The 22,369-nt window shown below is 64.0% G+C and carries 20 protein-coding genes; 10 read left to right on the top strand and 10 right to left on the bottom strand.

Annotated elements, in window-relative coordinates; translation table 11 throughout:
- Positions 1 to 16 precede the first annotated feature (16 nt).
- The 5 genes from HMI59_RS05465 to HMI59_RS05445 all read right to left on the bottom strand — a co-directional run bounded on the left by HMI59_RS05465 (position 17) and on the right by HMI59_RS05445 (position 5,677).
- On the bottom strand, positions 17 to 1,438 hold the full coding sequence (locus HMI59_RS05465) for a sulfate adenylyltransferase subunit 1 (protein ID WP_193593078.1): 1,422 nt from the start codon (positions 1,436 to 1,438) through the stop codon (positions 17 to 19).
- Entirely contained in the window at positions 1,439 to 2,392 is a 954-nt protein-coding gene (gene cysD, locus HMI59_RS05460; RefSeq protein ID WP_021472288.1) for a sulfate adenylyltransferase subunit CysD, read from the bottom strand.
- Positions 2,389 to 3,102, bottom strand: a complete 714-nt coding sequence (locus HMI59_RS05455; RefSeq protein ID WP_062097634.1) for a phosphoadenylyl-sulfate reductase — start codon at positions 3,100 to 3,102, stop codon at positions 2,389 to 2,391. The genes cysD and HMI59_RS05455 overlap by 4 nt, the downstream gene beginning before the upstream one ends.
- Positions 3,099 to 4,835 (bottom strand): nitrite/sulfite reductase, encoded by a 1,737-nt coding sequence (locus HMI59_RS05450; protein WP_069695829.1) that lies wholly within the window; start codon positions 4,833 to 4,835, stop codon positions 3,099 to 3,101. The genes HMI59_RS05455 and HMI59_RS05450 overlap by 4 nt, the downstream gene beginning before the upstream one ends.
- 146 nt (positions 4,836 to 4,981) lie before the next feature.
- A complete protein-coding gene (locus HMI59_RS05445; protein ID WP_193593077.1) occupies positions 4,982 to 5,677 on the bottom strand; it encodes a sirohydrochlorin chelatase in 696 nt (231 codons plus the stop codon).
- Positions 5,678 to 5,741: 64 nt separating this feature from the next.
- On the opposite strand from HMI59_RS05445, the gene HMI59_RS05440 reads away from it, so the two are divergent.
- Together HMI59_RS05440 and HMI59_RS05435 are read left to right on the top strand one after the other, a co-directional pair.
- On the top strand, positions 5,742 to 6,413 hold the full coding sequence (locus tag HMI59_RS05440) for a trimeric intracellular cation channel family protein (protein ID WP_166183854.1): 672 nt from the start codon (positions 5,742 to 5,744) through the stop codon (positions 6,411 to 6,413).
- Between the two features lie 13 nt (positions 6,414 to 6,426).
- Positions 6,427 to 6,849 carry a hypothetical protein gene (locus HMI59_RS05435; protein WP_193593076.1) on the top strand — a complete coding sequence of 141 codons (423 nt, stop codon included), beginning with the start codon at positions 6,427 to 6,429 and terminating at the stop codon, positions 6,847 to 6,849.
- Positions 6,850 to 7,102: 253 nt separating this feature from the next.
- Here HMI59_RS05435 and HMI59_RS05430 read toward each other — a convergent pair whose 3' ends face one another.
- The 4 genes from HMI59_RS05430 to HMI59_RS05415 all read right to left on the bottom strand — a co-directional run bounded on the left by HMI59_RS05430 (position 7,103) and on the right by HMI59_RS05415 (position 11,890).
- Positions 7,103 to 7,969, bottom strand: coding sequence for a type IV toxin-antitoxin system AbiEi family antitoxin domain-containing protein (locus tag HMI59_RS05430; RefSeq protein WP_193593075.1), 867 nt, complete (start codon positions 7,967 to 7,969; stop codon positions 7,103 to 7,105).
- A 674-nt stretch (positions 7,970 to 8,643) separates the two neighbouring features.
- Positions 8,644 to 9,747 carry a polyprenyl synthetase family protein gene (locus HMI59_RS05425; RefSeq protein WP_021472281.1) on the bottom strand — a complete coding sequence of 368 codons (1,104 nt, stop codon included), beginning with the start codon at positions 9,745 to 9,747 and terminating at the stop codon, positions 8,644 to 8,646.
- A gap of 9 nt (positions 9,748 to 9,756) precedes the next feature.
- Positions 9,757 to 11,100 carry a geranylgeranyl reductase family protein gene (locus HMI59_RS05420; RefSeq protein ID WP_193593074.1) on the bottom strand — a complete coding sequence of 448 codons (1,344 nt, stop codon included), beginning with the start codon at positions 11,098 to 11,100 and terminating at the stop codon, positions 9,757 to 9,759.
- Between the two features lie 19 nt (positions 11,101 to 11,119).
- Positions 11,120 to 11,890: a demethylmenaquinone methyltransferase gene (locus HMI59_RS05415; RefSeq protein WP_031216520.1), complete on the bottom strand. Its 771-nt coding sequence runs from the start codon at positions 11,888 to 11,890 to the stop codon at positions 11,120 to 11,122.
- Positions 11,891 to 11,981: 91 nt separating this feature from the next.
- On the opposite strand from HMI59_RS05415, the gene HMI59_RS05410 reads away from it, so the two are divergent.
- From HMI59_RS05410 to HMI59_RS05395, 4 genes are all read left to right on the top strand, one after another.
- Positions 11,982 to 13,331: an isochorismate synthase MenF gene (locus tag HMI59_RS05410; RefSeq protein ID WP_193593073.1), complete on the top strand. Its 1,350-nt coding sequence runs from the start codon at positions 11,982 to 11,984 to the stop codon at positions 13,329 to 13,331.
- Positions 13,332 to 13,490: 159 nt separating this feature from the next.
- On the top strand, positions 13,491 to 14,288 hold the full coding sequence (locus HMI59_RS05405; protein ID WP_021472277.1) for an ABC transporter substrate-binding protein: 798 nt from the start codon (positions 13,491 to 13,493) through the stop codon (positions 14,286 to 14,288).
- Between the two features lie 112 nt (positions 14,289 to 14,400).
- Positions 14,401 to 15,192 carry an amino acid ABC transporter permease gene (locus HMI59_RS05400; protein WP_021472276.1) on the top strand — a complete coding sequence of 264 codons (792 nt, stop codon included), beginning with the start codon at positions 14,401 to 14,403 and terminating at the stop codon, positions 15,190 to 15,192.
- An 11-nt stretch (positions 15,193 to 15,203) separates the two neighbouring features.
- Complete coding sequence (locus HMI59_RS05395; protein ID WP_021472275.1) at positions 15,204 to 15,986, top strand: amino acid ABC transporter ATP-binding protein; 783 nt, start codon at positions 15,204 to 15,206, stop codon at positions 15,984 to 15,986.
- Positions 15,987 to 16,062: 76 nt separating this feature from the next.
- On the opposite strand, the gene menD is transcribed toward HMI59_RS05395, so the two are convergent.
- Positions 16,063 to 17,769: a 2-succinyl-5-enolpyruvyl-6-hydroxy-3-cyclohexene-1-carboxylic-acid synthase gene (gene menD, locus HMI59_RS05390; protein ID WP_193593072.1), complete on the bottom strand. Its 1,707-nt coding sequence runs from the start codon at positions 17,767 to 17,769 to the stop codon at positions 16,063 to 16,065.
- Positions 17,770 to 17,981: 212 nt separating this feature from the next.
- Here menD and HMI59_RS05385 point away from each other — a divergent pair, with 212 nt between their 5' ends.
- The 4 genes from HMI59_RS05385 (at position 17,982) to HMI59_RS05370 (ending at position 22,331) form a co-directional block, all read left to right on the top strand.
- Positions 17,982 to 19,049, top strand: coding sequence for a LacI family DNA-binding transcriptional regulator (locus tag HMI59_RS05385; protein ID WP_193593071.1), 1,068 nt, complete (start codon positions 17,982 to 17,984; stop codon positions 19,047 to 19,049).
- A gap of 198 nt (positions 19,050 to 19,247) precedes the next feature.
- A complete protein-coding gene (locus HMI59_RS05380) occupies positions 19,248 to 20,519 on the top strand; it encodes a sugar ABC transporter substrate-binding protein (RefSeq protein WP_193593070.1) in 1,272 nt (423 codons plus the stop codon).
- 3 nt (positions 20,520 to 20,522) lie between these two features.
- Positions 20,523 to 21,470: a carbohydrate ABC transporter permease gene (locus tag HMI59_RS05375; RefSeq protein WP_193593069.1), complete on the top strand. Its 948-nt coding sequence runs from the start codon at positions 20,523 to 20,525 to the stop codon at positions 21,468 to 21,470.
- A gap of 6 nt (positions 21,471 to 21,476) precedes the next feature.
- A complete protein-coding gene (locus HMI59_RS05370) occupies positions 21,477 to 22,331 on the top strand; it encodes a carbohydrate ABC transporter permease (RefSeq protein WP_193593068.1) in 855 nt (284 codons plus the stop codon).
- Positions 22,332 to 22,369: the final 38 nt, after the last annotated feature.

Raw genomic sequence — 22,369 nt, 5'->3', positions numbered from 1 at the left:
GTGACTGTGTGTGTCCCTAGATGACGTAACGTTCGTCTTCGTGGTCGCCCGGGTGGTCCTTGACCAGGCCGGCGGCAAGGGTGTTGCCGTCGATGGGGTCGATCACCAGGAACGCGCCCGTGCGCCGGTGGTGGAGGTAGTTCTCCAAGGGCAGCGCAGCGGCGAGACGCAGCTGGGCGTGGCCGATGTCGTTGAGTTCCAGGCTCGACGCCGGTTCCACCTTGAACGTGGCGAGGTCCAGCTTCCCGGACACCGTACGGACCAAGGCCTGCACCGTGCGGGTGCCGTGCTTGACGAGGACCTTCTGGCCTTCGCGCAGCGGCTTGGGCGAGAGCCAGCACAGGGACGAATAAAGATCTGCGGAGGCTTCGCGGACCGTGCCTGCCGCGGCAATGGTGTCGCCGCGGGCGACGTCCAGTTCGTCGGCCAGGCGAAGGGCAACGGACTGCGGGGCAGCTGCTTCCTCCAAGGAACGGCCGGCAAAGTCGATCCCCACAACCGTGGTGGTCCGCGGTTCGTGGCCGGGAGTCAGGACGGTGACTTCGTCGCCCACCTTGACCGAACCTTCGGTGATCTGGCCGGCGTAGGCGCGGTAGTCCCGGTATGCCTCGACGTCCAGCCCGGCAGTTACGGCGTCCGGTGCCAGCGCACCCTGCGGACGAATGACCAGCTGGACGGGAAAGCGGAAGCTCTCCAGTTCGGCTTCGAGTTCATCGGCGGCCGGTAGGGTCTCAAGGACTTCCAGCAACGCAGGCCCGCTGTACCAGGGCGTGCGCTCCGAGCGGTCCACGACGTTGTCGCCGTCGAGCGCCGACACGGGCACCACGAGCAGGTCGGAGACGCCATCGGAACCAAGGCCGAGTTCCTGGGCTACCTTGCGGACGTCGGCCTCGATGTCGCGGAACACCTGCTCGCTGAAGTCCACCAGGTCGATCTTGTTGACGGCCACGATCACGTGCGCCACGCGCAGCAACTGCAGCACGGACAGGTGCCGGCGGGTCTGCTCCAGGACACCCTTGCGGGCGTCGATGAGTACGACGACGGCATCCGCAGTGGACGCGCCCGTCACCGTGTTCTTGGTGTACTGAACGTGGCCGGGGCAGTCCGCGAGGATGAAGCTGCGGCGGTCGGTGGCGAAGTAGCGGTAGGCAACGTCGATGGTGATGCCCTGCTCACGCTCGGCACGCAGGCCGTCCGTCAGGAGCGCCAGGTCGATGCCGCCCTTGTCCCCGCCGAAGCCGCGGTCCGCGGAGGTGCGGGCAACGGCGTCGAGCTGGTCGGCAAGGATCGCCTTGGAATCGTGAAGGAGGCGGCCCACCAAAGTGGACTTGCCGTCGTCGACCGATCCGGCAGTGGCGAAACGGAAGAGCGTTGACGGCAGCGGAGCGGACTCCAGGCCGTCTGTGGCGGCGATGAGGGATGCGGTTTCGGTGCTCATTTAGAAGTAGCCGTCCTTCTTGCGGTCTTCCATGGCTGCCTCGGAGATGCGGTCATCTGCGCGGGTGGCGCCACGTTCGGTCAGGGTGGAGGCAGCGACTTCAACAACGACGTCGGCCACGGTGAACGCGTCGGACTCGACGGCACCTGTGCAGGACATGTCGCCCACCGTGCGGTAACGGACCGTCTTGGTGATGACTTCCTCGTGCGGGAGCGGCTGGGAAACTTCACCGACTGCACGCCACATGCCGTCGCGGGCAAAGACCTCGCGCTCGTGGGCGTAGTACAGGCCGGGGAGCTCGATGTTCTCGCGCTCGATGTAGCGCCAGATGTCCAATTCGGTCCAGTTGCTGATGGGGAACGCGCGCACGTGCTGGCCCACGGTGTGGCGTCCGTTGTAAAGGTTCCACAGCTCGGGACGCTGGTTGCGCGGATCCCACTGGCCGAACTCGTCACGCAGGCTCAGGATGCGTTCCTTGGCCCGGGCCTTGTCTTCGTCACGGCGTCCGCCACCGAAGACGGCGTCGAACTTGTTCTTCTGGATAGCGTCCAGCAGCGGAACGGTCTGCAGCGGGTTGCGGGTTCCATCAGCACGCTCGGCCAATTCGCCGCGGTCAATGAACTCCTGCACGGAACCCACAACAAGCTTCAGGCCCAGGCGCTCCACGGTACGGTCGCGGAAGTCGAGGACCTCCGGGAAGTTGTGGCCCGTATCCACGTGCAGCACGGGGAAAGGAACCTTGCCGGGCCAGAACGCCTTGGTGGCCAGGTGCAGCATCACCACGGAGTCCTTGCCGCCGGAGAACAGCAGGGCAGGCTTCTCGAACTCGGCCACGACCTCGCGGATAATGTGGATCGCCTCGGACTCAAGGGTGTCCAGTGAGCTCAGGCGCTCGGCCGAAGGGGCGGGGGCGGCATCTGCTGCGTAGGCGTCCGTTGTTGTTTGAGTGCTCATGTGTGTAGTCCGCATTCTGTCTTGTCGGATCCTGCCCAGCGGCCTGCGCGGGGGTCTTCGCCCGGGGCCACTTTGCGGGTGCAGGGCTGGCAGCCGATGGACGGGTAGCCCTGGCTCAGGAGGGGGTTGACGGGAAGGATGTTGTCCTCGGAGTACTCCACCAACTGATCGAAGCTCCAGTCGACCATCGGGTTCACCTTGACCAGGCCGAAGCCTTCGTCCCAGGTGACCACCGGGGTGTTGGTGCGGGTGGGTCCTTCGTCGCGGCGGACACCGGTGAACCACACTTCGTAGCCTGCCAACGAACGGCGGAGGGGCTGGACCTTGCGGAGCGAGCAGCACTGGCCGGGATCGCGGGCGAAGAGGTCCTTGCCAAGCAAAGTGTCCTGCTCTTCCACGGTGTGTTCCGGGAGCACGTCCACCACGTTGACGCGGAGGTTGGCGGCAACCTCCGCCCGGGTCTGGTAGGTCTCCTTGAAGTGGTAGCCGGTCTCCAGGAACAAGACGTCGACGCCGGGCAGCTGGTCTGCGACCAAAGCCGGAAGTACGGCGTCGGCCATGGAGCAGGCAACCGTGATGGCCGGCAGCTCGAAGTTCCGCGCAACCCAGGCGATGACGTCGGCAGATGAAGGGTTCCAACCGAGCTCTGCGGCGCCGGCTTCGGCCAGTGCCTTGAGCTCTTCGTTGGAGCGCTTGAGGGCCAAGGTCATTGCAGGTCTCCTTCGTCGGCGGAGTGGGCCCACTCGGCGAAGGTCTGGCCCTCGGCGCCGACGGCGACGAACTTACGGACCACACGCTCCACGTAGTCGGGCAGGTCATCGACCGTGACCTTGAGGCCGCGGACGGTACGGCCCAGGCCGGCTTCCTCGCGCTCGTTGTTGGCCAGCCCGCCACCGAGGTGGACCTGGAAACCCGGGGTGGGGTCGCCGTCGGGCGTTGGCAGCATCATGCCCTTGAGGCCGATGTCAGCGGTCTGGATGCGGGCGCACGAGTTCGGGCAGCCGTTGATGTGGAGGGACAGTGCCTGCGGCAGCTGCTTGGTCTCCACGAGGTCGGCCAGGCGGCGTTCCAGCTCGGCGATGGCGGTAGCGGCGGTGACCTTGGTTTCCACGATGGCCAGCTTGCAGAACTCGATGCCCGTGCAGGCGATGGTGCCTCGGCGGAACACGGAGGGACGCGCGGAGAGGCCCAGGGTGTCCAGTTCAGCGATCAGCGGCTCCACCTGCTCCTTGGTGACGTCCAGGATCACCAGCTTCTGGTGCGGGGTGGTCCGCAGTCGGTACGTGCCGTGCTGCTCCAGGGTGTCAGCCAGCTTGACCAACGATTCACCGGACATGCGGCCAACCGTGGGGGTGACGCCGATGAAGAACTTTCCGTCCTTCTGTTCGTGCACGCCGATGTGGTCGCCGGGTGCGCTCGGCTTGGGCGCAGCCGGGCCGTCCGGGAGCTTGAAGCCCAGGTATTCGTCTTCGAGGATCTGGCGGAACTTGGCAGGGCCCCAGTCATTCAGGAGGAACTTGAGGCGGGCCTTGGTGCGCATGCGGCGGTAGCCGTAGTCACGGAAGATGCTGGTGACGCCCAGCCACACTTCGGCTGCAACATCGGCGGAAACGAACACTCCCAAGCGCTCAGCCAGGCGCGGGTTGGTGGACAGGCCGCCGCCAACCCAAAGGTCGTAACCGGCGCCCAGCTCGGGGTGGACGACGCCAACCAGGGCGAAGTCGTTGATCTCGTGGACCACGTCCTGGGACGGGTGGCCCGTGATGGCCGTCTTGTATTTGCGGGGCAGGTTGGCCAGTTCCGGGTCGCCGATGAAGCGCTCGGAGAGTTCGTGGATCAGCGGTGTGGGGTCGATGATCTCGTCTTTGGCGATTCCGGCCACCGGGGAACCCAGGATGACGCGCGGAACGTCGCCGCAAGCCTCAGTCGTGGAAAGGCCAACGGACTCCAGGCGGCGCCAGATCTCCGGGACGTCCTCCACGCGGATCCAGTGAAGCTGGATGTTCTGGCGGTCAGTGAGATCGGCCGAGCCGCGGGCAAAGTCCACGGAGATCTGGCCGATGATGCGCAGTTGCTCGGTGGTCAGGGCACCGCCGTCGATGCGGACGCGCAACATGAAGTACTTGTCTTCGAGCTCGTGCGGTTCCAGCGTTGCCGTCTTGCCGCCGTCGATCCCGGGCTTGCGCTGCGTGTAGAGGCCCCACCAACGGAAGCGGCCGTGGAGGTCCGTGCCGTCGATCGAGTCGAAGCCTTCTTTGGCGTAGACAGACTCAATGCGCTCACGGACGTTCAGCCCATTGTCTTCCTGCTTCCAGGTTTCGTTGGCGTTGAGGGGCGTTGTGCCGTCAACCTTCCACTGGCCGTGGGGCTTTGCGGCAGGGCGGGAGCGTGCCGGGCGCTTGGCGGTGTCCGTGGGCGCACCGACTACAGCTGTATCTGTCATATTTCGAGGTTAGGGGTGGCCCGATTTCGCCAGCAAAGGTCGGGAAATGTTGAGTCACCTAAGGAAACACTTCGTCATGAACACCGCTGCGGCCTTGTCCAAGAGGGGTTCCTGTGCAGGTTCGCGCTGCCCGCCGCGGGAGGACCTTAGCGGGCTGCCAGCACCGCGTCGTACCGTTCCAGCGCAATCTCGGCCATGACCGGCGACGGCAGCAAAGGAGCAGTCACAACATCGGCACCGGCCTTGAACAACTGGTCGTGGAAATACCCGGTTGCCAGCAAGTAGGACGCGATGAAGACCCGGCCACCGTCCTGCGCGAGTTCGGCACGCAAGGAGGCGACGCCGTCGGGCACGTTCGGTTCTGCGCTGGCGCCATAGGCCACCCGGACTTTGTTCGGCAGCAGTTCAGCCAGCAGGCGCGCCTGCTCTTCCGAGTCCACCGACCCGTCCGGAAGTGACGATCCAGCGGCAGCCAGCAGGACGCCGTCGTTGTCCTGCAGGCCTGCGGCGCGCAGGTGCGTGGCCAACAGTTCGGCGAGCCGGGGGTCCGGACCCAGCGGCCTGGCGGCTACTACTTCGGGACGGCTCTTGATCGCCTTGGGGACGTCCACCTTGATATGGAAACCGGTGGACAGCAGAAGAGGCACGACGACGGCGGCCGTCCCCTCGGGCAGGCCCTCCACCACTCCGGACAGCTCCGGCTCCTGGACGTCGACGTACGCCTCAAGGACCTGCAGCCCCGGACGCAGGTCTTCGATGTCAGCCATGACTTTGCGGATGGCTGCCTGCCCTTCTGCGTTGCGGGTTCCATGGGCACAGGCGATCAAGACGGGGCTGTTCATGGGAGCTAGCGTAACGTTGAGCCAGCACCTGTTGAGAAGCCCGCTCAAGAAAGAACCCGTTCAGTTGATTTCCATTGACATTGTTCTTCTCTGGCTCGACCTCGTGGGCGTGTTCTTCTTCGCCGTCTCCGGGTCACTGCTGGCGGCGCGGAAACAGTTCGACGTGCTCGGTTCGGTGTTGCTCGCCTCCATTGCGGCCCTGGGCGGCGGCGTGATCCGCGACGTCATTCTCAACACCGCTCCCCCTGTCGCTTTCACCAACCCCGCCTACCTGGCCCCGCCCCTGCTGGCGGCCGGTCTGGTCTATTTCCTTTTCTCCTCGGTCCAACGCTTCACGTCGCTGCTGATACTGTTCGACGCCGCAGGGCTGGGTTTGTTTTGCATCACCGGGACGTTGAAGGCCATCACTGCGGGCATGAACCCGGTGACCTGCATCCTCCTGGGCGTGACCACGGCCGTCGGCGGCGGGCTTCTGCGCGACATCACCGCCAACGAGATCCCCACCCTGTTCGACAACCGCGATATCTACGCCTTGCCGGCGTTCGTCGGGGCTGGTTTGACCACCCTGGCCTGGCACCTCGGCGTCTTCAGCGGACTGATCGCCGGAGTGATTGCCGCCGTCGTTTTTGCCTTCCGGGTGACGGCCTGGCGACGCGGCTGGTACGTACCCTTGGCGGTCCGCGGATGGCACCGCGCGGGGGCCGGATCCGGCGGAAATTCCGTGGTCCGGGATTAGCTAGGATGGGAGCATGACTGACATGTTCCTCGAGAAGTTCCGCGCGCTGGTCCCAAAGTATCTCGAGGATGAATGGCAGGAAGAAGACGGCCTGACGCATGAGGAACTGGACGACGCCCTGTCCGAGCACTCCTTCACCATCCCCCTGGTTCTCCGCGAGTTCTACCTTGCTTTGGGTGGCTGCGAGGACCTCATGGAGGCCTACCACTACTTCTGGGACCCCGAGGAGCTGGAAGTAGATGACGAGGGCTTCCTCATGTTCCTTGAGGACGAGGACGAACAGTTCACTTGGGGCTTCCGCGTGGCCGACCTCGGCGTCCCGGACCCCATCGTCTACCGCCGCAACAACGCCCGCGGCCAGTGGAAGAGCGAAGAAGGTACCTTCTCCGAGTTCGTCTTCGACATGTTCGATTGGGCCTTCAACGACGAAGACTAGGGCTTCCCAGCTTCCTTTCTTCCCGGCCCCCGGCCCCCGGCCCCCGCGCAGCCTCTGTGGTTGGCGGGGGCCGTTTTTTGGGTTTGCTTTGCTTGGGGTTGCCGTGGGCGGCGTGCCGCCACGACCCACTTTGAGCCGCGATGCCCGGCGACACGCCGTCCCAAGCCGGTTTCGGGGAGCTCGCCGTTCCAAAGTTGGTGGTGGCGGCGCGCAGTCGGGGCCTTATTGCGGGGCCCCGGGCGTCTGGTTTTAATCACGACGGCGGCGGCCCGGCAATGTAGCGGAACGGTCCGAAGCGACCTGCCTCCCTGTTCGCCAGCACTTCGAGGACTTCGTCCACCATCCGCTGCGGGTGATAGACCACGTCCGCGTAGTAATAGTGCAGGCTCAGTCGTCCGCCCCGGATGGAGGCGTTGTCCCGGTAATGGTCCTTTTTGACTTGTTTCGCCTCGAAGTGTGTCTCTCCGTCCAATTCGACGATCAGGCAATCCTCGATCAAGCAGTCAACTTCGCCCACGCCGGGGACATCCACATGCATCTGAACCTTGAGGCCGGCCCTTGTGAAGTGTGTGTGGGCCAGCACTTCCAGAAGCGAGTCCGCCCTTGGCAGGACCAGATCAACTATGGCCCTCAGCCGTCCGTTCCTATTGCCAGGCAGTTTGCTCCGAAGAAAGTCCGGTCCCAACAGTGCTTGGCTGACAGCACCTTGCACCATGACCAAGGCTTCGAGCTCCGGCCGGCACCTCAGTGCATGGAGCAGTACATCGGCAACTCCTGCCACCGGCAGATATGGATGATCCGGATGGATGCACTGGCCGTGGTGAACTATGTGGCGGCGGGCCAACCCCGTGCCGCAGCTGAGATGCAGGTCCGCCACATCATGAAGGGTCCAGAGCCCGTAGAAGCGGGCCCCCGAAACGCACGTCAGCTTCCCGTTGGCACGGAACGCAGCCACAACGTCCGGATCGGCGCCCTTGGACACGTACACACCGCGGTGCAGTCTGGCGACCCGGCCGGATCCGACCGCCTTGGCCAAGGCTCGACGGCTAAAACCAGCGGTGTAAAGGGTTTTGGTGGTCGCAACCCCATGTCGGCTGCGGAGAAAATCGACGATGTCCATATGGCCATGGTCAGGTCCGCCGAAGGAGCCTAGCGGGCACAAAGTGGGCTATGTGGATAACCCTCCCGGCCCGCCACGGCTTGCATTCCAGGCCGGCCGCATCCACTTTGCCCGGGCCGCCACGACCCACATCGCGGGGAATTGGCCCAGCCCCCCCCGGAAAGACGGCGTGTCTCCTGGTTCGGGCGGCAAAGCAGGTGGCGGCGGCCCGCCGTCGGGGCACTGACTTTGGGGTCTGTAAATCGCTGCACACCGTGGAAAAAATCATTGACCATCTAAGTTGCAAATATGACAGGGTTGTCATAAGCTATTCACGGATCCACTAAATGCCTCCGGTGGGTCTGATGCGAACGGAGATTGTGGTCCCGGTTCGGTGCAGCGTATGACTCGTAACGTTGCAGCGAGCCGGGGCCATTCCGTTTAAGCCTGTTCCTCGCAAATGGATGCGTGCCGCCGCCACCCACATTGAACCCGCAAATGCAGGACACGCCGCATAAACGGGGCCTAGCGTTCCTGTTCAAGGCCAAAGTTGGTCGTGGCGGCTCGCCCAGCACAAAACCGGCCAACGAACACCCAACCAGCAACCCGACCAGCAACCCAACGGCACCCCGGCAACCAAAAAGGCAGGCACCCTCCCCCATAAGGGTCAGGTGCCTGCCGGGGACACAAAGAACCTAGCTGCTGCGGTCCACCACGGCGTGTGCAAAGTTGGTCAGGGACGCCTTCACAACACCCTCCGGCAGCGGCGCCAGGGCGGCGATGGCCTGGTCGGACCAGTCGCGGGCGATCTTCCAGGACTCCGCAGTGACAGGGTGTTCGCGCAGGCCGGCAACAGCGTCGGCCAAGGCGGCGTCGGAAGACAGGTCACCGTCCACCAGCTCCAGCAGGGCGGCAGCGGAGGCATCGCCGGCTGCAGCATCACGACGCAGCAGCAGGACGGGCAGCGTAGGCACGCCTTCACGGAGGTCGGTGCCCGGGGACTTGCCGGACTTGACCTTCACGCCGGTGACATCGATGACGTCGTCGGCCAACTGGAAGGCAACGCCAACCTTCTCGCCGTATTCCACCAGCACATCTTCAAACGCAGCGTCAGCGCCGGCGAAGATCGCGCCCAGCTGCCCCGAGGCGGCAACCAGCGAGCCGGTCTTGTCCGCAATGACGGAGAGGTAGTGCTCAACGGCGTCCTCGTCCTCGCGGGGACCAACGGTTTCGTGGAGCTGGCCGAGGCACAGTCGTTCGAAGGTACGGGCCTGGATACCAAGCGCACGCGAACCCAGTTCGGAAACCAGGATCGATGCACGGGCGAAGATGAGGTCGCCGGTGAGGATGGCCACGGAGTTGCCCCATACTTCGTGGGCCGTGGGGGCGCCGCGCCGGAAGGGTGCGGAGTCCATGACGTCGTCGTGGTACAGCGTGGCCAGGTGGGTCAGTTCAACTACGACGGCGGCCTGGACCACCTCGGGGCGGGAAGCATCGCCGAGGTGGGCACACAGCAGGGTCAACAGGGGACGGATGCGCTTGCCGCCTGCTTCCACCAGGTGCCGCGACGTCGCGTCAGCCAAGGGATCGGAATTGGAGATGGCCTCGCGAAGCTTCTTCTCAACCCGGGCAAGGTTGGTGGTGATGGCGGGCCCCAGCTCGGGATCACCTGCGATGGCGGCAAATCCTGCGGGCAGCTGGAGTCCGGTGGCGATCGCGGTGGTGTTGGGAGCAGGCTCTTGGGGGTCCGGCAGGCCGTGCCCGGCGTGGGTCCAGCTGTGTTCGGCAGAGTTCGTCACGGATTAACCCTAACTAGTTGGTGCGGAAACCGCGGTGTCAGACCCTGCCGCCGTCAAAGACCGGCCGGAGGATGTATTGGATGTCGGCGGAACGAGCATTTCGAGCACCCGGATCACACGGTCCTCGAAACCCTTCGCCGACGAATCAGTCAGGTTTGCCAGCAGGCGAACCACAAAGCGCATCAGCACCGGGATGGGCATGCCCGTGCGCAGGGCCAGCTTCATCACGGCAGGCTTGCCGATCAGGAAGGCAAACGCCCTTCCGAGCGTGAAGTGCGAACCCCACTGGTCCCGGACGTAGTCCGCGTACCGCGACAGGTGCGCGTCGGCGTCGTCCGTGGTCCACCCGGCGGAAGCGGAACGCGCGGCGGCGTCGACAAGAAACTCCGCAGCGAACCGCGCCGACTCCATGGCGTAGGAAATGCCCTCACCGTTGAAGGGCGACACCATGCCTCCCGCATCCCCCAGAAGGAGCATGCCGGGCGAGTAGTGGGGTGTGCGGTTAAAGCCCATGGGCAGCGCGGCACCGCGGATCTCCCCCACTTGGTTCTCCGGGGTGAAGCCCCACTCGGCAGGCATTGCGGCGGTCCATTCGCGCAGGACCTGCTTGTAGTCGAGCTTGCCGAATTCCTTGGACGAATTCAGGATCCCGAGGCCCACGTTGGACGTCCCGTCGCCGACGCCGAAGACCCAGCCGTACCCGGGCAGCGGCTTTCCTGACTTGCCGGGCAGCTCCAGCCACCCTTCCATCCAGTCGTCGTCATGGCGCGGCGAGGTGAAGTAGGTGCGCACGGCAACGCCCAAGGGCCGGTCGTCGCGCTTGTGCATTCCAAGGGACACTGCGGTCCGCGTCGAGTTGCCGTCCGCGGCCAGTACGACGTCGGCAAGGAAGTCGCGCGTCTCGCCCGTCTTCCGTCCGGACTCGTCCAGGATGGCGGCGCGCGCGCCGATGACCCGGCCGTCGTCGTCCTGCAGTGCGCTTGTGACGCTGTGGCGTTCAAGCACGACGGCGCCCGCGGACTCAGCGTGCCGGGCGAGGGATTCGTCGAAGCCCAGCCGGGTACGGATCAGGCCGTAGGTGGGGAAATCGGAGACCTCGGGCCAGGGCAGCTCGATGGTGCGGCCGCCGGCAATGAGTCGAAGGCCCTTGTTCCGCCGCCAACCGGCGTCCTCGGAATGCGGGAGTCCCAGCTTCTGGATCTCACGGACAGCGCGCGGCGTGAGTCCGTCGCCGCACACCTTTTCCCGGGGGAAGGCCGTTTTTTCGAGCACCGTGACGTCGATGCCTGCCTGGGCGAGGTAATACGCGGCGGTGGACCCGGCGGGACCCGCGCCAACTATGAGTACTTTCACGTTGTCCTAAATCAGCAACTTAGCCGGACTGTGCGCCTGTACGGCGGGGCTTGATCTGGCGGCGCAGCTTCGCGACCGGCACGCTTTCCCGGTGCTCCGCCGGCTTCTGCGCGCGGTGCACGGCCACGATGCCGCCACTGAGGTTGCGGTAGGTGATGTCCGTCCAGCCGGCGTCGGCGAGCCACTGCGCCAGGTGGTCCTGGTCGGGCCAGGCGCGGATGGACTCGGCCAGGTAGACGTAGGCGTCCGGGTTGGAGGAGACCTTGGTGGCGATTGCCGGCAGGGCGCGCATGAGGTATTCGGTGTACATGGTGCGCCACAGCGGAATGACCGGCTGGGAGAACTCGGCGATGACCAGGCGGCCGCCGGGCTTGGTGACCCTGAGCATCTCTTCCAAGGCCTTGCGCGGCTCTACGACGTTGCGCAGGCCAAAGGAAATGGTGGAGGCGTCAAAGCTGTTGTCCGCGAACGGGAGGTTGGTGGCATCCCCGGCGATGAAGTCGATGTCCGGGCGGCGGCGCTTGCCTACTTTGAGCATCCCCAGGGAGAAGTCGCAGGCGACGACGTCCACGCCGGCGTCTGCGTAGGGCTCACTTGAGGTGCCCGTTCCAGCCGCGAGATCCAGGACGCGCTGGCCTGCCTTGACGTCCATGGCATCCACCACGATCCGGCGCCACCGACGGGTCTGCCCCATGGAGAGGACATCATTGACGACGTCGTATTTTGGGGCGACATCATCAAACATCGTCGCAACTTCGTCCGGACGCTTTTCCAAGGATGCTCGGTTCACCCTGCAATTGTCTCAGACATTCCGCGGAGTTTGCTGCGCTGTAGAAGACGGCGCGGGTTCAGCTTGCGGCCGGGAGTACTGTAGTTCCATCATGACCAGCACTCTGCGTACTTTGACAGTCCCCCTCGATGTTGATTCATCCTCAGGGGGGCTGCCGTCGTTTTTGGTGCGCGATGACGTGCTTTGCTGGTCACGCCGCGAAGCCGGGCTGGTGGGCTATGGCGAGCTGACCCGGTTCAACGCCACCGGCCCTGACCGTTTCCTCGAGGCCGATATGTGGTGGCGGCATTTGATTCTTGAGGCCGATATCACAGACCAGGTGGAGCTTCCTGGTACGGGTCCGGTCGCCTTCGGCTCGTTCGCTTTCTCCAAGACGTCTCCGCACGTTTCGCGCCTCATCCTCCCCGAACTTGTGGTCGGCATGCGTGACGGCCGGGCCTGGGCCACGCAGCTGACGTTCGACGACGCGCCCCTCACCGAGGCGGGCGTGCTGGCGGCCTGGGAACGGTGGCTGTCCGACGCGAACGGTGACGAGCCCGCGGCGGGAGGGTCCGACGTCGGGCCCTCGCCTGAGGTTGCTGCGCTCAACGGTTCGCGGGGCTCGCTTGGCCGCGGTTCCTTGAGCGAGGCCGCGTGGATGGAGGCCGTGACCAACGGGGTGGAGGAAATCCGCGCCGGCAAGCTGGAGAAGCTGGTGTTGGCGCGCGACGTCGTTGCGAACTTGCCGGAAGGCGTCAGCGCAGCTGAGGTGCTTCGCCAGCTCGCGGCCAGGTACCGGGAATGCTGGACGTACGGCGTTGACGGTTTGGTGGGGGCGACGCCGGAGATGTTGATCCAGGTGGAGGGCCGCACCGCCCAGGCCCGCGTACTCGCCGGAACCCTGGACCGTCGGGATGCCGAGGGCGTTGAGGGCTCCCCCATGGAGTACGCCGAGCGCGTCCTGGCCGGCTCTGAGAAGCAGCGGCACGAGCACGAGATTGCCATCGATTCCCTGACCCGGCAGCTGGCACCCTTTTCCGAGGCCATGAACTCCCACAGCGAGCCGTTCATCCTGGAGCTGCCCAACGTGTGGCACCTGGCCTCGGACGTGAAGGCGGAGCTGGCCGATATCGAGGGGCACGTGCCCACCTGCCTGGCCCTCATCAATGCGCTGCACCCCACCGCCGCAGTGTGCGGAACGCCCACCCAGGTTGCCGGAGCTTTGATCCGCAAACTCGAGCACCTGGACCGCGGCCCGTACGCCGGACCGGTCGGCTGGCTCGACGCCGCCGGGAACGGCGAATGGGGCATCGCCCTGCGCGGGGCAGTGATTGAAGACGCTAATACTGTTCGCCTGTTCGCAGGGTGCGGGATCGTGGAGGGTTCCCAGCCCGAGGCCGAGCTTGCTGAGACGTGGGCGAAGTTCCGGCCCATGCTGGAAGCTCTGGGTATCCGGCGGTAAATCCGGTATCCCGGACAGAGGGTCTGTAAGGATACTTGTATCTTGGCTAAACTGGTTATCTAATAGTGAAACTTCGTTTCCTGTGATGCACATCTCATGTTCGGCGCTACACTAAAACCGACTCAGTTCAGCATCCACTGCAACAAAAGGTAAAAAAACATGCAGATCTCCCGTTCGGTTCTGTCCGGCACCAAGGTGGCAGCCGTACTCGCAGCAGGCGCCCTTGCCCTGACCGCTTGTGGTGGCTCGTCCACTCCGGCCGCTTCCTCGGGTTCGGGCCCCCAGCTCATCAACGCCGGCAAGCTCACGGTGTGCTCGGATATTCCCTACGAGCCGTTCGAATTCCAGAAGGACGGCAAGAACGTCGGCTTCGACATGGACATCGCCGCAGAGCTCGCCAAGGACCTCAACGCAGAACTCAACGTGGTGGACAGCTCCTTCGAAGCAATCGAAACCGGAACCGCACTGGCCGGCTGCGACGTCTCCATCTCCTCGGTTTCCATCACCGATGTCCGCAAGAACGTCATGGACTTCTCCGAGCCCTACATGGATGACGACCTGACCCTCGTGGCTTCCTCGTCCTCCGGAATCACCAACCTGGACGGTGCAAAGGGCAAGAAGGTAGGCGTCCAGCAGGCAACCACCGGCGCCCAGTACGCCAAGGACAAGGGACTCGACGCCCAGCAGTTCGAAGACTCCGGCCTCCTGGTCCAGGCCCTCAAGGCAGGCACCATCGACGCAGCCGTCGGCAACCAGTCCGTGCTTGGCTACGCCATCAAGGACGAATCCAACCTGAAGCGCGTTGAAGACTACGCCACCGGCGAGAAGCTCGGCATTGCCTACAAGAAGGGCAACACCGCCATGGGCGACGCCGTGAACAAGACCCTGAAGCGCATCACGGACGACGGCACGCTCGAAAAGTTCAAGACCACCTGGTTCGGCGAGGCCGCCAAGTAGTTCCGAGCCCCGGCTCCTAAAGATCCACGTAAGCGGGGCCCCGTAACGATGATGTTCATCAAAGGACAACTCGTACGGGGCCCCAACTGCGCAACATGAATGTGAGAACACCATGGCAATGACTGCACGTCAACGCGCCAAAGTCAGCCTGTACGTCCAGGCCGGAATCTTCGTAGTGGTCCTGGCCGCCGTGATCCTTGCCGTGGACTGGAAGACGGTGGGAAACAGCGTCTTCAACTTCGCCAAGATCGGCCCGATGTTCCCGGGCATCTTCCTGATCGGCCTCAAGAACACCCTCATCTACACGGCCCTCGGCTTCATAGTCGGCCTCTCCGGCGGCCTTCTGCTGGCCCTGATGAAGCTCTCCTCCTTCCCGCTGTACCGCTGGATCGCCACGGGCTACATCGAGTTCTTCCGCGGCGTTCCCGCGCTGCTGGTCTTCATCGCCTTCGGTTACGGTGTTCCGCTGGCCTTCGGGATCCAGTGGGACGTCAACGTGATCGTCATGGTCTCCCTGGGCATGGTGGCCGCGGCCTACATCGCTGAAACACTCCGCGCAGGCCTGCAGGCCGTGCCCAAGGGCCAGATGGAGGCCGCCCGTTCGCTGGGTATGCCGCACTGGCGCGCGATGGTCACGATCGTCATCCCCCAGGCGTTCAAGATCGTCCTCCCGCCGTTGACCAACGAGATCATCCTGCTCACCAAGGACTCGTCGCTGATCTACGTACTGGGCCTGACTGCATCGCAGTACGAACTCACCAAGTTCGGCCGTGACGGTATCTCCAGCCTCGGCGCCGGCCTGACGCCGCTGCTTGTGGCAGGTGCCTTCTACCTGATCATCACCATCCCCTTGAGCCTCCTGGCACGGAAGTTCGAAAGCCGCTCCGCGCGGACCAAGCGATAGGCAGGACCGTCATGACTAACTCCGCTACAGTCCACGCTGCGGGCGTGACCATCAAGGACCTCCGCAAGTCCTACGGCAGCAACGAGGTCCTCAAGGGCATCTCGCTGTCCGTCGAACCGGGCCAGGTGGTGTGCCTGATCGGGCCTTCCGGTTCCGGCAAGTCCACCCTGCTGCGCTGCGTCAACCTCCTTGAGCAGCCCAACGCGGGCGTCATCAACGTGGGCAAGTTCGAGGCGACCGATCCCGACGTCGACCTCAACCGGATGCGCCAAAGCGTGGGAATGGTGTTCCAGCACTTCAACCTCTTCCCGCACTTGAGCGTCCTGGACAACTGCACCGTGTCCCAGATCAAGGTCCTCAAGCGTTCCAAGGCAGAAGCAGGCGAGGTTGCCCGGCGGAACCTGGAACGCGTGGGCCTGGGACATCTCGCCGAGCGCTACCCGGACCAGCTCTCCGGCGGGCAGCAGCAGCGCGTGGCCATCGCCCGCGCCCTGTCCATGGACCCGCAGCTGATGCTCTTCGACGAGCCCACCTCCGCGCTGGACCCGGAAACCGTTGGCGACGTCCTGGCCGTCATGCGCAAGCTGGCCCAGGAAGGCATGACCATGCTGGTGGTCACGCACGAGATGGGTTTCGCCCGCGAAGTCGCCGATCGCGTCGTGTTCATGGACGGTGGCGTCGTGGTGGAGGAAGGCCCGGCCGAGAAGGTCATCAGCGCCCCCACCCAGCCGCGAACCAAGGAATTCCTGCGCCGCGTCCTGGATCCTACGCACATCGGCGTCGAAGAGGACTAACCCCCCCGTTCCTCTCTCACATCCCGACAGGTTCCGGGCGTTCCTCTGTCACATCCCGACGGGTTTCGGGCGTTCCTCAGGCAGCGAGCACCTTACCGACCGCAGCCGAGACAGCGTCCTTGATCCGGGCATGAAGTCCGCGCAGTCCCACCCGGTCTGCGCGGACTTCCACAATGCTGCGTCCCTTGAGCGGCGCCTTCAGCGCTTCGGCAAGTTCCGCCGTCGTACTCACCGCTTGATGCCCGACGCCGTAAGCCGCCGCGAGTGCCGAAAGGTCCACTGCGTGCGGGGTGCCGAAGAGGCGTTCGACGGCGGTGCCGTAGGCGCCTGAGTCCTCGACTGCCCCGTGTTCGAGCAGCCCGAAGATGGCCCCGCCGGCGTCGTTGAGGACCACGATGCGAAGGTCCGGAGTCGGTTCGCCCTTGCCCAGAAGCAGGCCGCCGACGTCGTGGAGGAAGGTGACGTCGCCCAGAAGGACGGTGGTTTCGCGTCCGCTGCCGAGGGCAATTCCGGTGGCTGTTGCCAAGGTTCCGTCGATGCCGGCGAGTCCGCGGTTGGCGTAGACCGTTGCGATGGGGTCGGGGTGCGGTTGGCCGGCAAGGTCCACGTCGCGGATGCCGTTGGAGGATCCGAGCACGAGTTTTCCGCGGGCGTGCTTCCACACAGTTGCACCGATCGACGGCCCGGTGGCGGCCGCTTCTTCGGCCAGCACACCGTCAAGGGCGTGCTGGGCTGCGGCGCCGGCCAGCAGCCAGGAATCGAGCCATTCCGAGGAGCCCCGGCCTGCGAATTCCGCCAACCCGGGCAGCGTTTCCACCGGCGCTTCCCTTCGGCGCCCCTCCTGGTACCAGGCGACGGGAACAGGCTGGTAAATCACCGATTCCACGCTTTCACGCGACAAGAGTGCGCCCACCGGCCGGGACAGCGTGGGCCGGCCGAACAGCACGACGCGCTCAATGGGCGCCGGCGATTCCGGACCGAAGTGCTCAAGCAGCAGCCGGTACGGGCCCACGGAGTTCGGCCCGAACCGCGCATTCGAGGATGGCTCCGCCAGCAACGGCAACCCGTGGGCCCGGGCGAAAGCTTCGGCGACGGGACCGGCGTCGTGCCCTGCAAGCACCACCGTGCGCCACTCCGGAAGCCCGGCGGATGCTTCGGGAAGATCAAGCGCCTGCGGACCGGCGTCGTAATGGAACAGTCCGTGACCCGCCGCGGTCGGGAGGGCGTCGCCCGCCTCCGGCACCAGGGGGTCGCGGAAGGCGAGGTTCACCTGGACCGGACCGGGCGGGGTGTCTTCCAGCGCGCCCGTGGCCGCGTACAGGGCCGTGGCCACCGCGCGCTGCGGGTTGTCACCCGCAGCGACGTCGACGGCGAACCGTACGTGATCGCCGAAGAGGTCCAGTTGGGTGGTGGTCTGGTTGGCCCCGGTTCCGTGCAATTCCGCCGGCCGGTCTGCCGATATGACAATCAGCGGCACGGCCGCATGGTTCGCTTCCATCACCGCCGGAAGGAGGTTTCCGACGGCGGTCCCCGACGTCGTCAGTACGGCGGCGGGGGCTTCGGTCGATAAGGCGAGGCCCAACCCCGTGAACCCGGCATCGCGCTCGTCGATCCTGACGTGCAGGTGGACCCTCCCTGCGGCTTCGGCTTCGGCGAGGGCATAGGCCATCGGTGCCGAGCGCGAACCTGGCGCCACCACCACGTGCCGCACACCGCCGTCGAGCAGTGCCGTTACAGCGATCCGGGCGGCGCCAAGGGAGGTCAGGGAGATCTGCGAAGTCACCGTTCCAGTCTATGGGCGTGGGTCTTTGGCGCGGTTCTCCTGGCGCGGTGCGGGAGGAAACCGTTAAACCCGGCGGGATGTGGAAGAGCAACCGGCCCTCTCTCACATAACACCCTCCATCTGCCATTCCTTTACGACAGTCGTGCCCGAGGTGACGCCGCTCGATGACGTTGCGTGGCTATGCGCATAGACTCGGTGGACAAGGAGAGAAAATGGCAAAGGGCCCCACTGTTTATGATGTTGCCGAACGTGCAGGTGTCTCCATAGCGACAGTTTCCTTCACCTTCAGGCAGCCGGAGAAAGTCAAGGCATCCACCCGGGAACTGGTTCTGGCCGCCGCGGAAGCATTGGGCTACGTGCCCAGCGCCAGTGCCAGGGGTTTGGCGCGGGGCCGCACGGGCGCCCTTGGCCTGTTCGCTTACGACTACCTCCTGGACCCGGCCAAAGGCTCCGGATCTCCTGCGCCGGAGGGCCCCGACAATGAGGACCTTAGGCTATTTCCGCTGTATGTTGACGAGGTTCAGCGCGGCGTCGAGTTGGAGTGCTGGCGCCGTGGTCAGGCACTCTTAGTGGGCGGCGGCAACCCGGAGAACAACGAGGCCGTGCTGTCAGACATCGCCGGCCGCGTGGACGGACTTGCAGTGTTTCCGCGCTCGGTCCCCAGCTCCACTCTTGCCCGGATTGCCCGCCGAATTCCCGTGGTGGAAGTCTCGGAGAGCGCGTTGAACCCCGAACTGGACCACGTCACCGTGGACAACGCATCCGGAATCCGGGCCGTGACGGAGCACCTTGTTACGGTCCACGGAATGAAGCGGTTGATCTTCCTCGGCGGCGTGCCGTCCTCCGATAACGACGAACGCATGCAGGCGTTCCTGGCCACGCTGGCTGATGCCGGCATCGCGCCGGCGGGCAAACCCGCCTATCCATGCGGGGGCGAGGACGCCGTCGCCAGGGCCATCCGCGACACTTGCACTGGTGATCAAATACCCGAGGCCATCGTGTGCGCCACGGACCAGGATGCCCTGGTGGTCTTGGACACCCTCGCGTCCATCGGTGTGAGCGTACCTGGTGAAGTCGCCGTCACCGGCTTTGACGGCATCGCTGCAGGACGCGTGGCCAGGCCTTCGTTGACCACTGTGCGCCAACCCATGGAACTCATGGGACGCACCATGGTGCGGCTGCTGATGGAACGTTTGGATGATCCGGAAAAGCGTCCGACGGCGGTGAGCCTCCCGGTGCGCCTGGTGGTCCGCGAGAGCTGCGGCTGCCAAGGCGGTTAGTTCTTCCCGCTCCCCCGCTAAGGGGAAAAACTTATCCACTTACCGTTCCGAAGTGTTGCCAAACTCACAGTCAATGCGCTTAGATTAGGTCTTGTCCGAAATCAAAGCGCATAGATTCTTATGCGCAGGCCTCGTGCTGTCCTGACCATTCGCGCCTCCGATTGTCTGCAGACCTTGGCCACCACGAAAGGAACGACGATGATCCATCCGAAAGCCGCGAAGGCAGCTGCTGTTGGTCTGGCTGCTGCCCTCCTCTTGACGGCTTGCGGCCGGGACGGCAACGGCGCAGCAAAAGAATCCTCAACCCCCGTAGCTTCAGGTCCGGCCACCGGAACCATTACCCTGTGGGCGCAGGGCAGCGAGGGGGAAGCGTTGCCCGAGCTTCTCAAGGAATTCGAGGCAGAGAACCCCGGCGTAACAGTCAACGTCACAGCCATTCCATGGAACGCCGCGCTCAGCAAGTACCAGACAGCGATCGCCGGAGGAACCGTGCCGGACGTCGCGCAAATGGGTACTACGTGGATGGGCGACTTCAGTCCCGCGTTCGAGCCCACGCCGTCGGAGATAGATTCCAGTACGTTCTTCCCCGGCTCGGCGAAGTCCACCGAAGTCGAAGGCACCAGCTACGGCGTGCCCTGGTACGTGGAAACCCGGGTGGTCTACTACCGGACCGACCTCGCCGAGAAGGCCGGGATCGACAAAGCCCCGGAGACTTGGGACGACTTCAAGAACCTCGCCAAAGCTCTTCAAGAAAAAGCCGGGGCACAATACGGCGTTCAGATGCCTCCAGGCGGTGCGGACTCGTACCAGGCAACATTGCCGTTCCAGTGGTCAAATGGCGCCAAGCTCCTCAACGACGACGGGACCAAGTGGACCCTCGACACCCCGGAAGCTGCTGAGGCCTTGAAGTTCTACTCCGGCTTCTTCAGCGAAGGAATAGCATCCAAGACCGTAGCCACTGGCGCAACAGCCGAAACGCAATTCGTGGACGGCTCAGCTCCCATGATGATCAGCGGCCCGTGGCATGTGGGGCTTCTCAACAAAGCCGGTGGTGAGGGCTTCGCGGAGAAGTACAAAGTGGTGCCGATGCCTAAGGCGAAGACTGCCACCTCCTTCGTGGGCGGATCCAACCTTGTGGTTTTCAAAAAGTCCAAGAACCGGGATGCAGCCTGGAAGCTTGTCCAGTGGCTGTCCAAGCCCGAGGTTCAACTCAAGTGGTACAAGGCCACCGGAGATCTTCCCTCCCAGGAGAGCGCTTGGAAGGATCCGTCGCTTGCCGAAGACAGCAAGCTTGCCGTCTTCGGAGAACAGTTGAAGACCACCAATAACCCGCCTTCCGTTGAGACGTGGACCCAAGTAGCCGCAGCCGCAGACAGCGAGCTCGAACAGGTCGTGAAGGGCGGCAAAACTCCCGAAGAGGCCCTGAAGTCCTTGCAGCAGACGGCCGAATCACTCGGTACAGGGAAATAATTGGTGACCACCACCTCAAGCGTCAGGCCTGCCAGCACCTCCGGGGCTGGCAGGCCTCCCCTGCGGCGAAACAACGCACGCCGACGTCGGAACGCCATCGTGGCTTGGCTCTTCGCTTTACCGTTTGTTCTCGTTTTCGCCGTCTTCATGTTGGGTCCGTTGGTGTCATCGTTCCTGATGTCCTTCACGGATTTCAGGGCCCGCGACATTGACCAACCCTTGGCAGTGGGCTTCGTCGGTTTTGACCAGTACGCAGAACTGTTCGAAAACAAGCAATTTCTGCACTCGCTCGCGAACACGGCCTACTTCGTTGTAGTCGGCATTCCCCTGACTACGGCGCTCGCGCTGGCTCTGGCTGTCGCACTGAACAACGGCATCACACGATTCCGCACCGCGTTCCGCGTTGGGTTCTACACTCCCGTCGTCACGAGCATCGTGGCCGTGGCCGTAGTTTGGCGCTTCATCCTGCAGCCTGACGGCCTGCTGAACGTCATCCTCGGCGCATTCGGCATCACCGGTCCGGATTGGCTCAACAGCACCACATGGTCAATGCCCGCCCTCATTCTGCTGGCTGTTTGGCGAAACCTTGGAACGTTGATGATCATCTTCCTGGCCGGCCTGCAGAACGTTTCCGAAGAAGTCCTCGAAGCGGCCGCGATGGACGGTGCCAACGCCTGGCAGCGCTTCATGCGGATCACCCTGCCGATGCTGCGACCAACGCTTCTCCTTGGCACAGTGCTCCTGTCAGTAGGATTCCTGCAGTTCTTTGAGGAGCCGTTTGTCATGACCAAGGGCGGCCCACTGGATTCGACCTTGTCGATCAGCTACTTCACGTACAACCAATTCGGGTTCGGGAAGTACGGTCTTGCGTCCGCGGCCAGCTACGTGCTGTTCGTCGCCATCGCTTTGTTGAGCCTCCTCCAGTTCAAAGCCCTGCGATCGAAGGACTGAACCATCATGACTAATCCTCAATTGGCCCTGAGGCGCAAGCGCCGCATTCCGTCTGCACGTATCTGGACGTACGCGGTCCTTGTTATTGGGGTCGTTGCCACGCTCCTGCCCTTCGCCTGGATGTTCCTCGGCGCTTTCAAGTCCCAGGGCGAACTCACGCGCCGACCCATCACGTGGTGGCCCGAACAGGCCACGTTTGAGAATTTCGCGGTGTGGATCAACCAACTGCACATCGAAACGTTCTTCCTCAACAGCCTTGTGGTCGCGGTATTCACTGTGCTCGGCAACCTGCTGTTTTGCTCGATGGTGGGCTACGCCTTGGCGAAGATGGATTTTCCAGGCAAGCGTTTCTTATTCGTGCTGGTCATGATCATGCTCATGGTCCCTGGCGTTGTGACGTTCGTACCCCTGTTCGTCCTGGTCAGCAAGCTAGGTCTGGTCAGCACCTATCCGGGGCTGATTCTGCCGTTCCTGGCGTCCCCGATGGGAGTTTTCCTGATGCGCCAGTTCATTGCGGGAATCCCGGATTCCCTGATCGAAGCAGCCCGGATTGACGGAGCCGGAGAACTACGGACATTCCTGCGAATTGTTCTTCCGCTGTGCGGCCCTCCCCTGGCAACGCTGGGCATTCTCACCTTCCTTGGTTCTTGGAATAACTTCCTTTGGCCGCTGGTAGTTGCCCAGAGTGAGGAGATGTACACCCTCCCCGTTGCTTTGTCCTTGTACTCAACCGGGCAGAATGCCACGAACTATGGCCTGCTCCTCGCCGGATCGGTGCTGGTCATCACGCCCATCCTTATTTTGTTTGTCTGTCTGCAGCGGTATTTCGTCCAAGGTGTCGCTACCGCAGGTATCAAATAAACCCTGGCGCATTCCAGACTTACGCATTTTATTGAGAA

It is taken from the genome of Paenarthrobacter sp. YJN-5 (assembly GCF_015040095.1).
GTDB classification, from domain to species: Bacteria; Actinomycetota; Actinomycetes; order Actinomycetales; family Micrococcaceae; genus Arthrobacter; species Arthrobacter ureafaciens.
The sequence above is the reverse complement of the archived record's forward strand: the minus strand, read 5'-3'. Positions and strand labels throughout refer to the sequence as shown.

What these genes read in the sequence shown, in the direction of transcription:
- HMI59_RS05445 (WP_193593077.1), bottom strand. Translation starts at nt 5,677, where the DNA reads ATGAACAGCCCCGTCTTGATCGCCTGTGCCCATGGAACCCGCAACGCA.
- HMI59_RS05430 (WP_193593075.1), bottom strand. Translation starts at nt 7,969, where the DNA reads ATGGACATCGTCGATTTTCTCCGCAGCCGACATGGGGTTGCGACCACC.
- HMI59_RS05400 (WP_021472276.1), top strand. Translation starts at nt 14,401, where the DNA reads ATGGCAATGACTGCACGTCAACGCGCCAAAGTCAGCCTGTACGTCCAG.
- HMI59_RS05385 (WP_193593071.1), top strand. Translation starts at nt 17,982, where the DNA reads ATGGCAAAGGGCCCCACTGTTTATGATGTTGCCGAACGTGCAGGTGTC.
- HMI59_RS05395 (WP_021472275.1), top strand. Translation starts at nt 15,204, where the DNA reads ATGACTAACTCCGCTACAGTCCACGCTGCGGGCGTGACCATCAAGGAC.
- HMI59_RS05435 (WP_193593076.1), top strand. Translation starts at nt 6,427, where the DNA reads ATGACTGACATGTTCCTCGAGAAGTTCCGCGCGCTGGTCCCAAAGTAT.
- HMI59_RS05455 (WP_062097634.1), bottom strand. Translation starts at nt 3,102, where the DNA reads ATGACCTTGGCCCTCAAGCGCTCCAACGAAGAGCTCAAGGCACTGGCC.
- HMI59_RS05410 (WP_193593073.1), top strand. Translation starts at nt 11,982, where the DNA reads ATGACCAGCACTCTGCGTACTTTGACAGTCCCCCTCGATGTTGATTCA.
- HMI59_RS05380 (WP_193593070.1), top strand. Translation starts at nt 19,248, where the DNA reads ATGATCCATCCGAAAGCCGCGAAGGCAGCTGCTGTTGGTCTGGCTGCT.
- HMI59_RS05465 (WP_193593078.1), bottom strand. Translation starts at nt 1,438, where the DNA reads ATGAGCACCGAAACCGCATCCCTCATCGCCGCCACAGACGGCCTGGAG.
- HMI59_RS05405 (WP_021472277.1), top strand. Translation starts at nt 13,491, where the DNA reads ATGCAGATCTCCCGTTCGGTTCTGTCCGGCACCAAGGTGGCAGCCGTA.
- HMI59_RS05370 (WP_193593068.1), top strand. Translation starts at nt 21,477, where the DNA reads ATGACTAATCCTCAATTGGCCCTGAGGCGCAAGCGCCGCATTCCGTCT.
- HMI59_RS05450 (WP_069695829.1), bottom strand. Translation starts at nt 4,835, where the DNA reads ATGACAGATACAGCTGTAGTCGGTGCGCCCACGGACACCGCCAAGCGC.
- cysD (WP_021472288.1), bottom strand. Translation starts at nt 2,392, where the DNA reads ATGAGCACTCAAACAACAACGGACGCCTACGCAGCAGATGCCGCCCCC.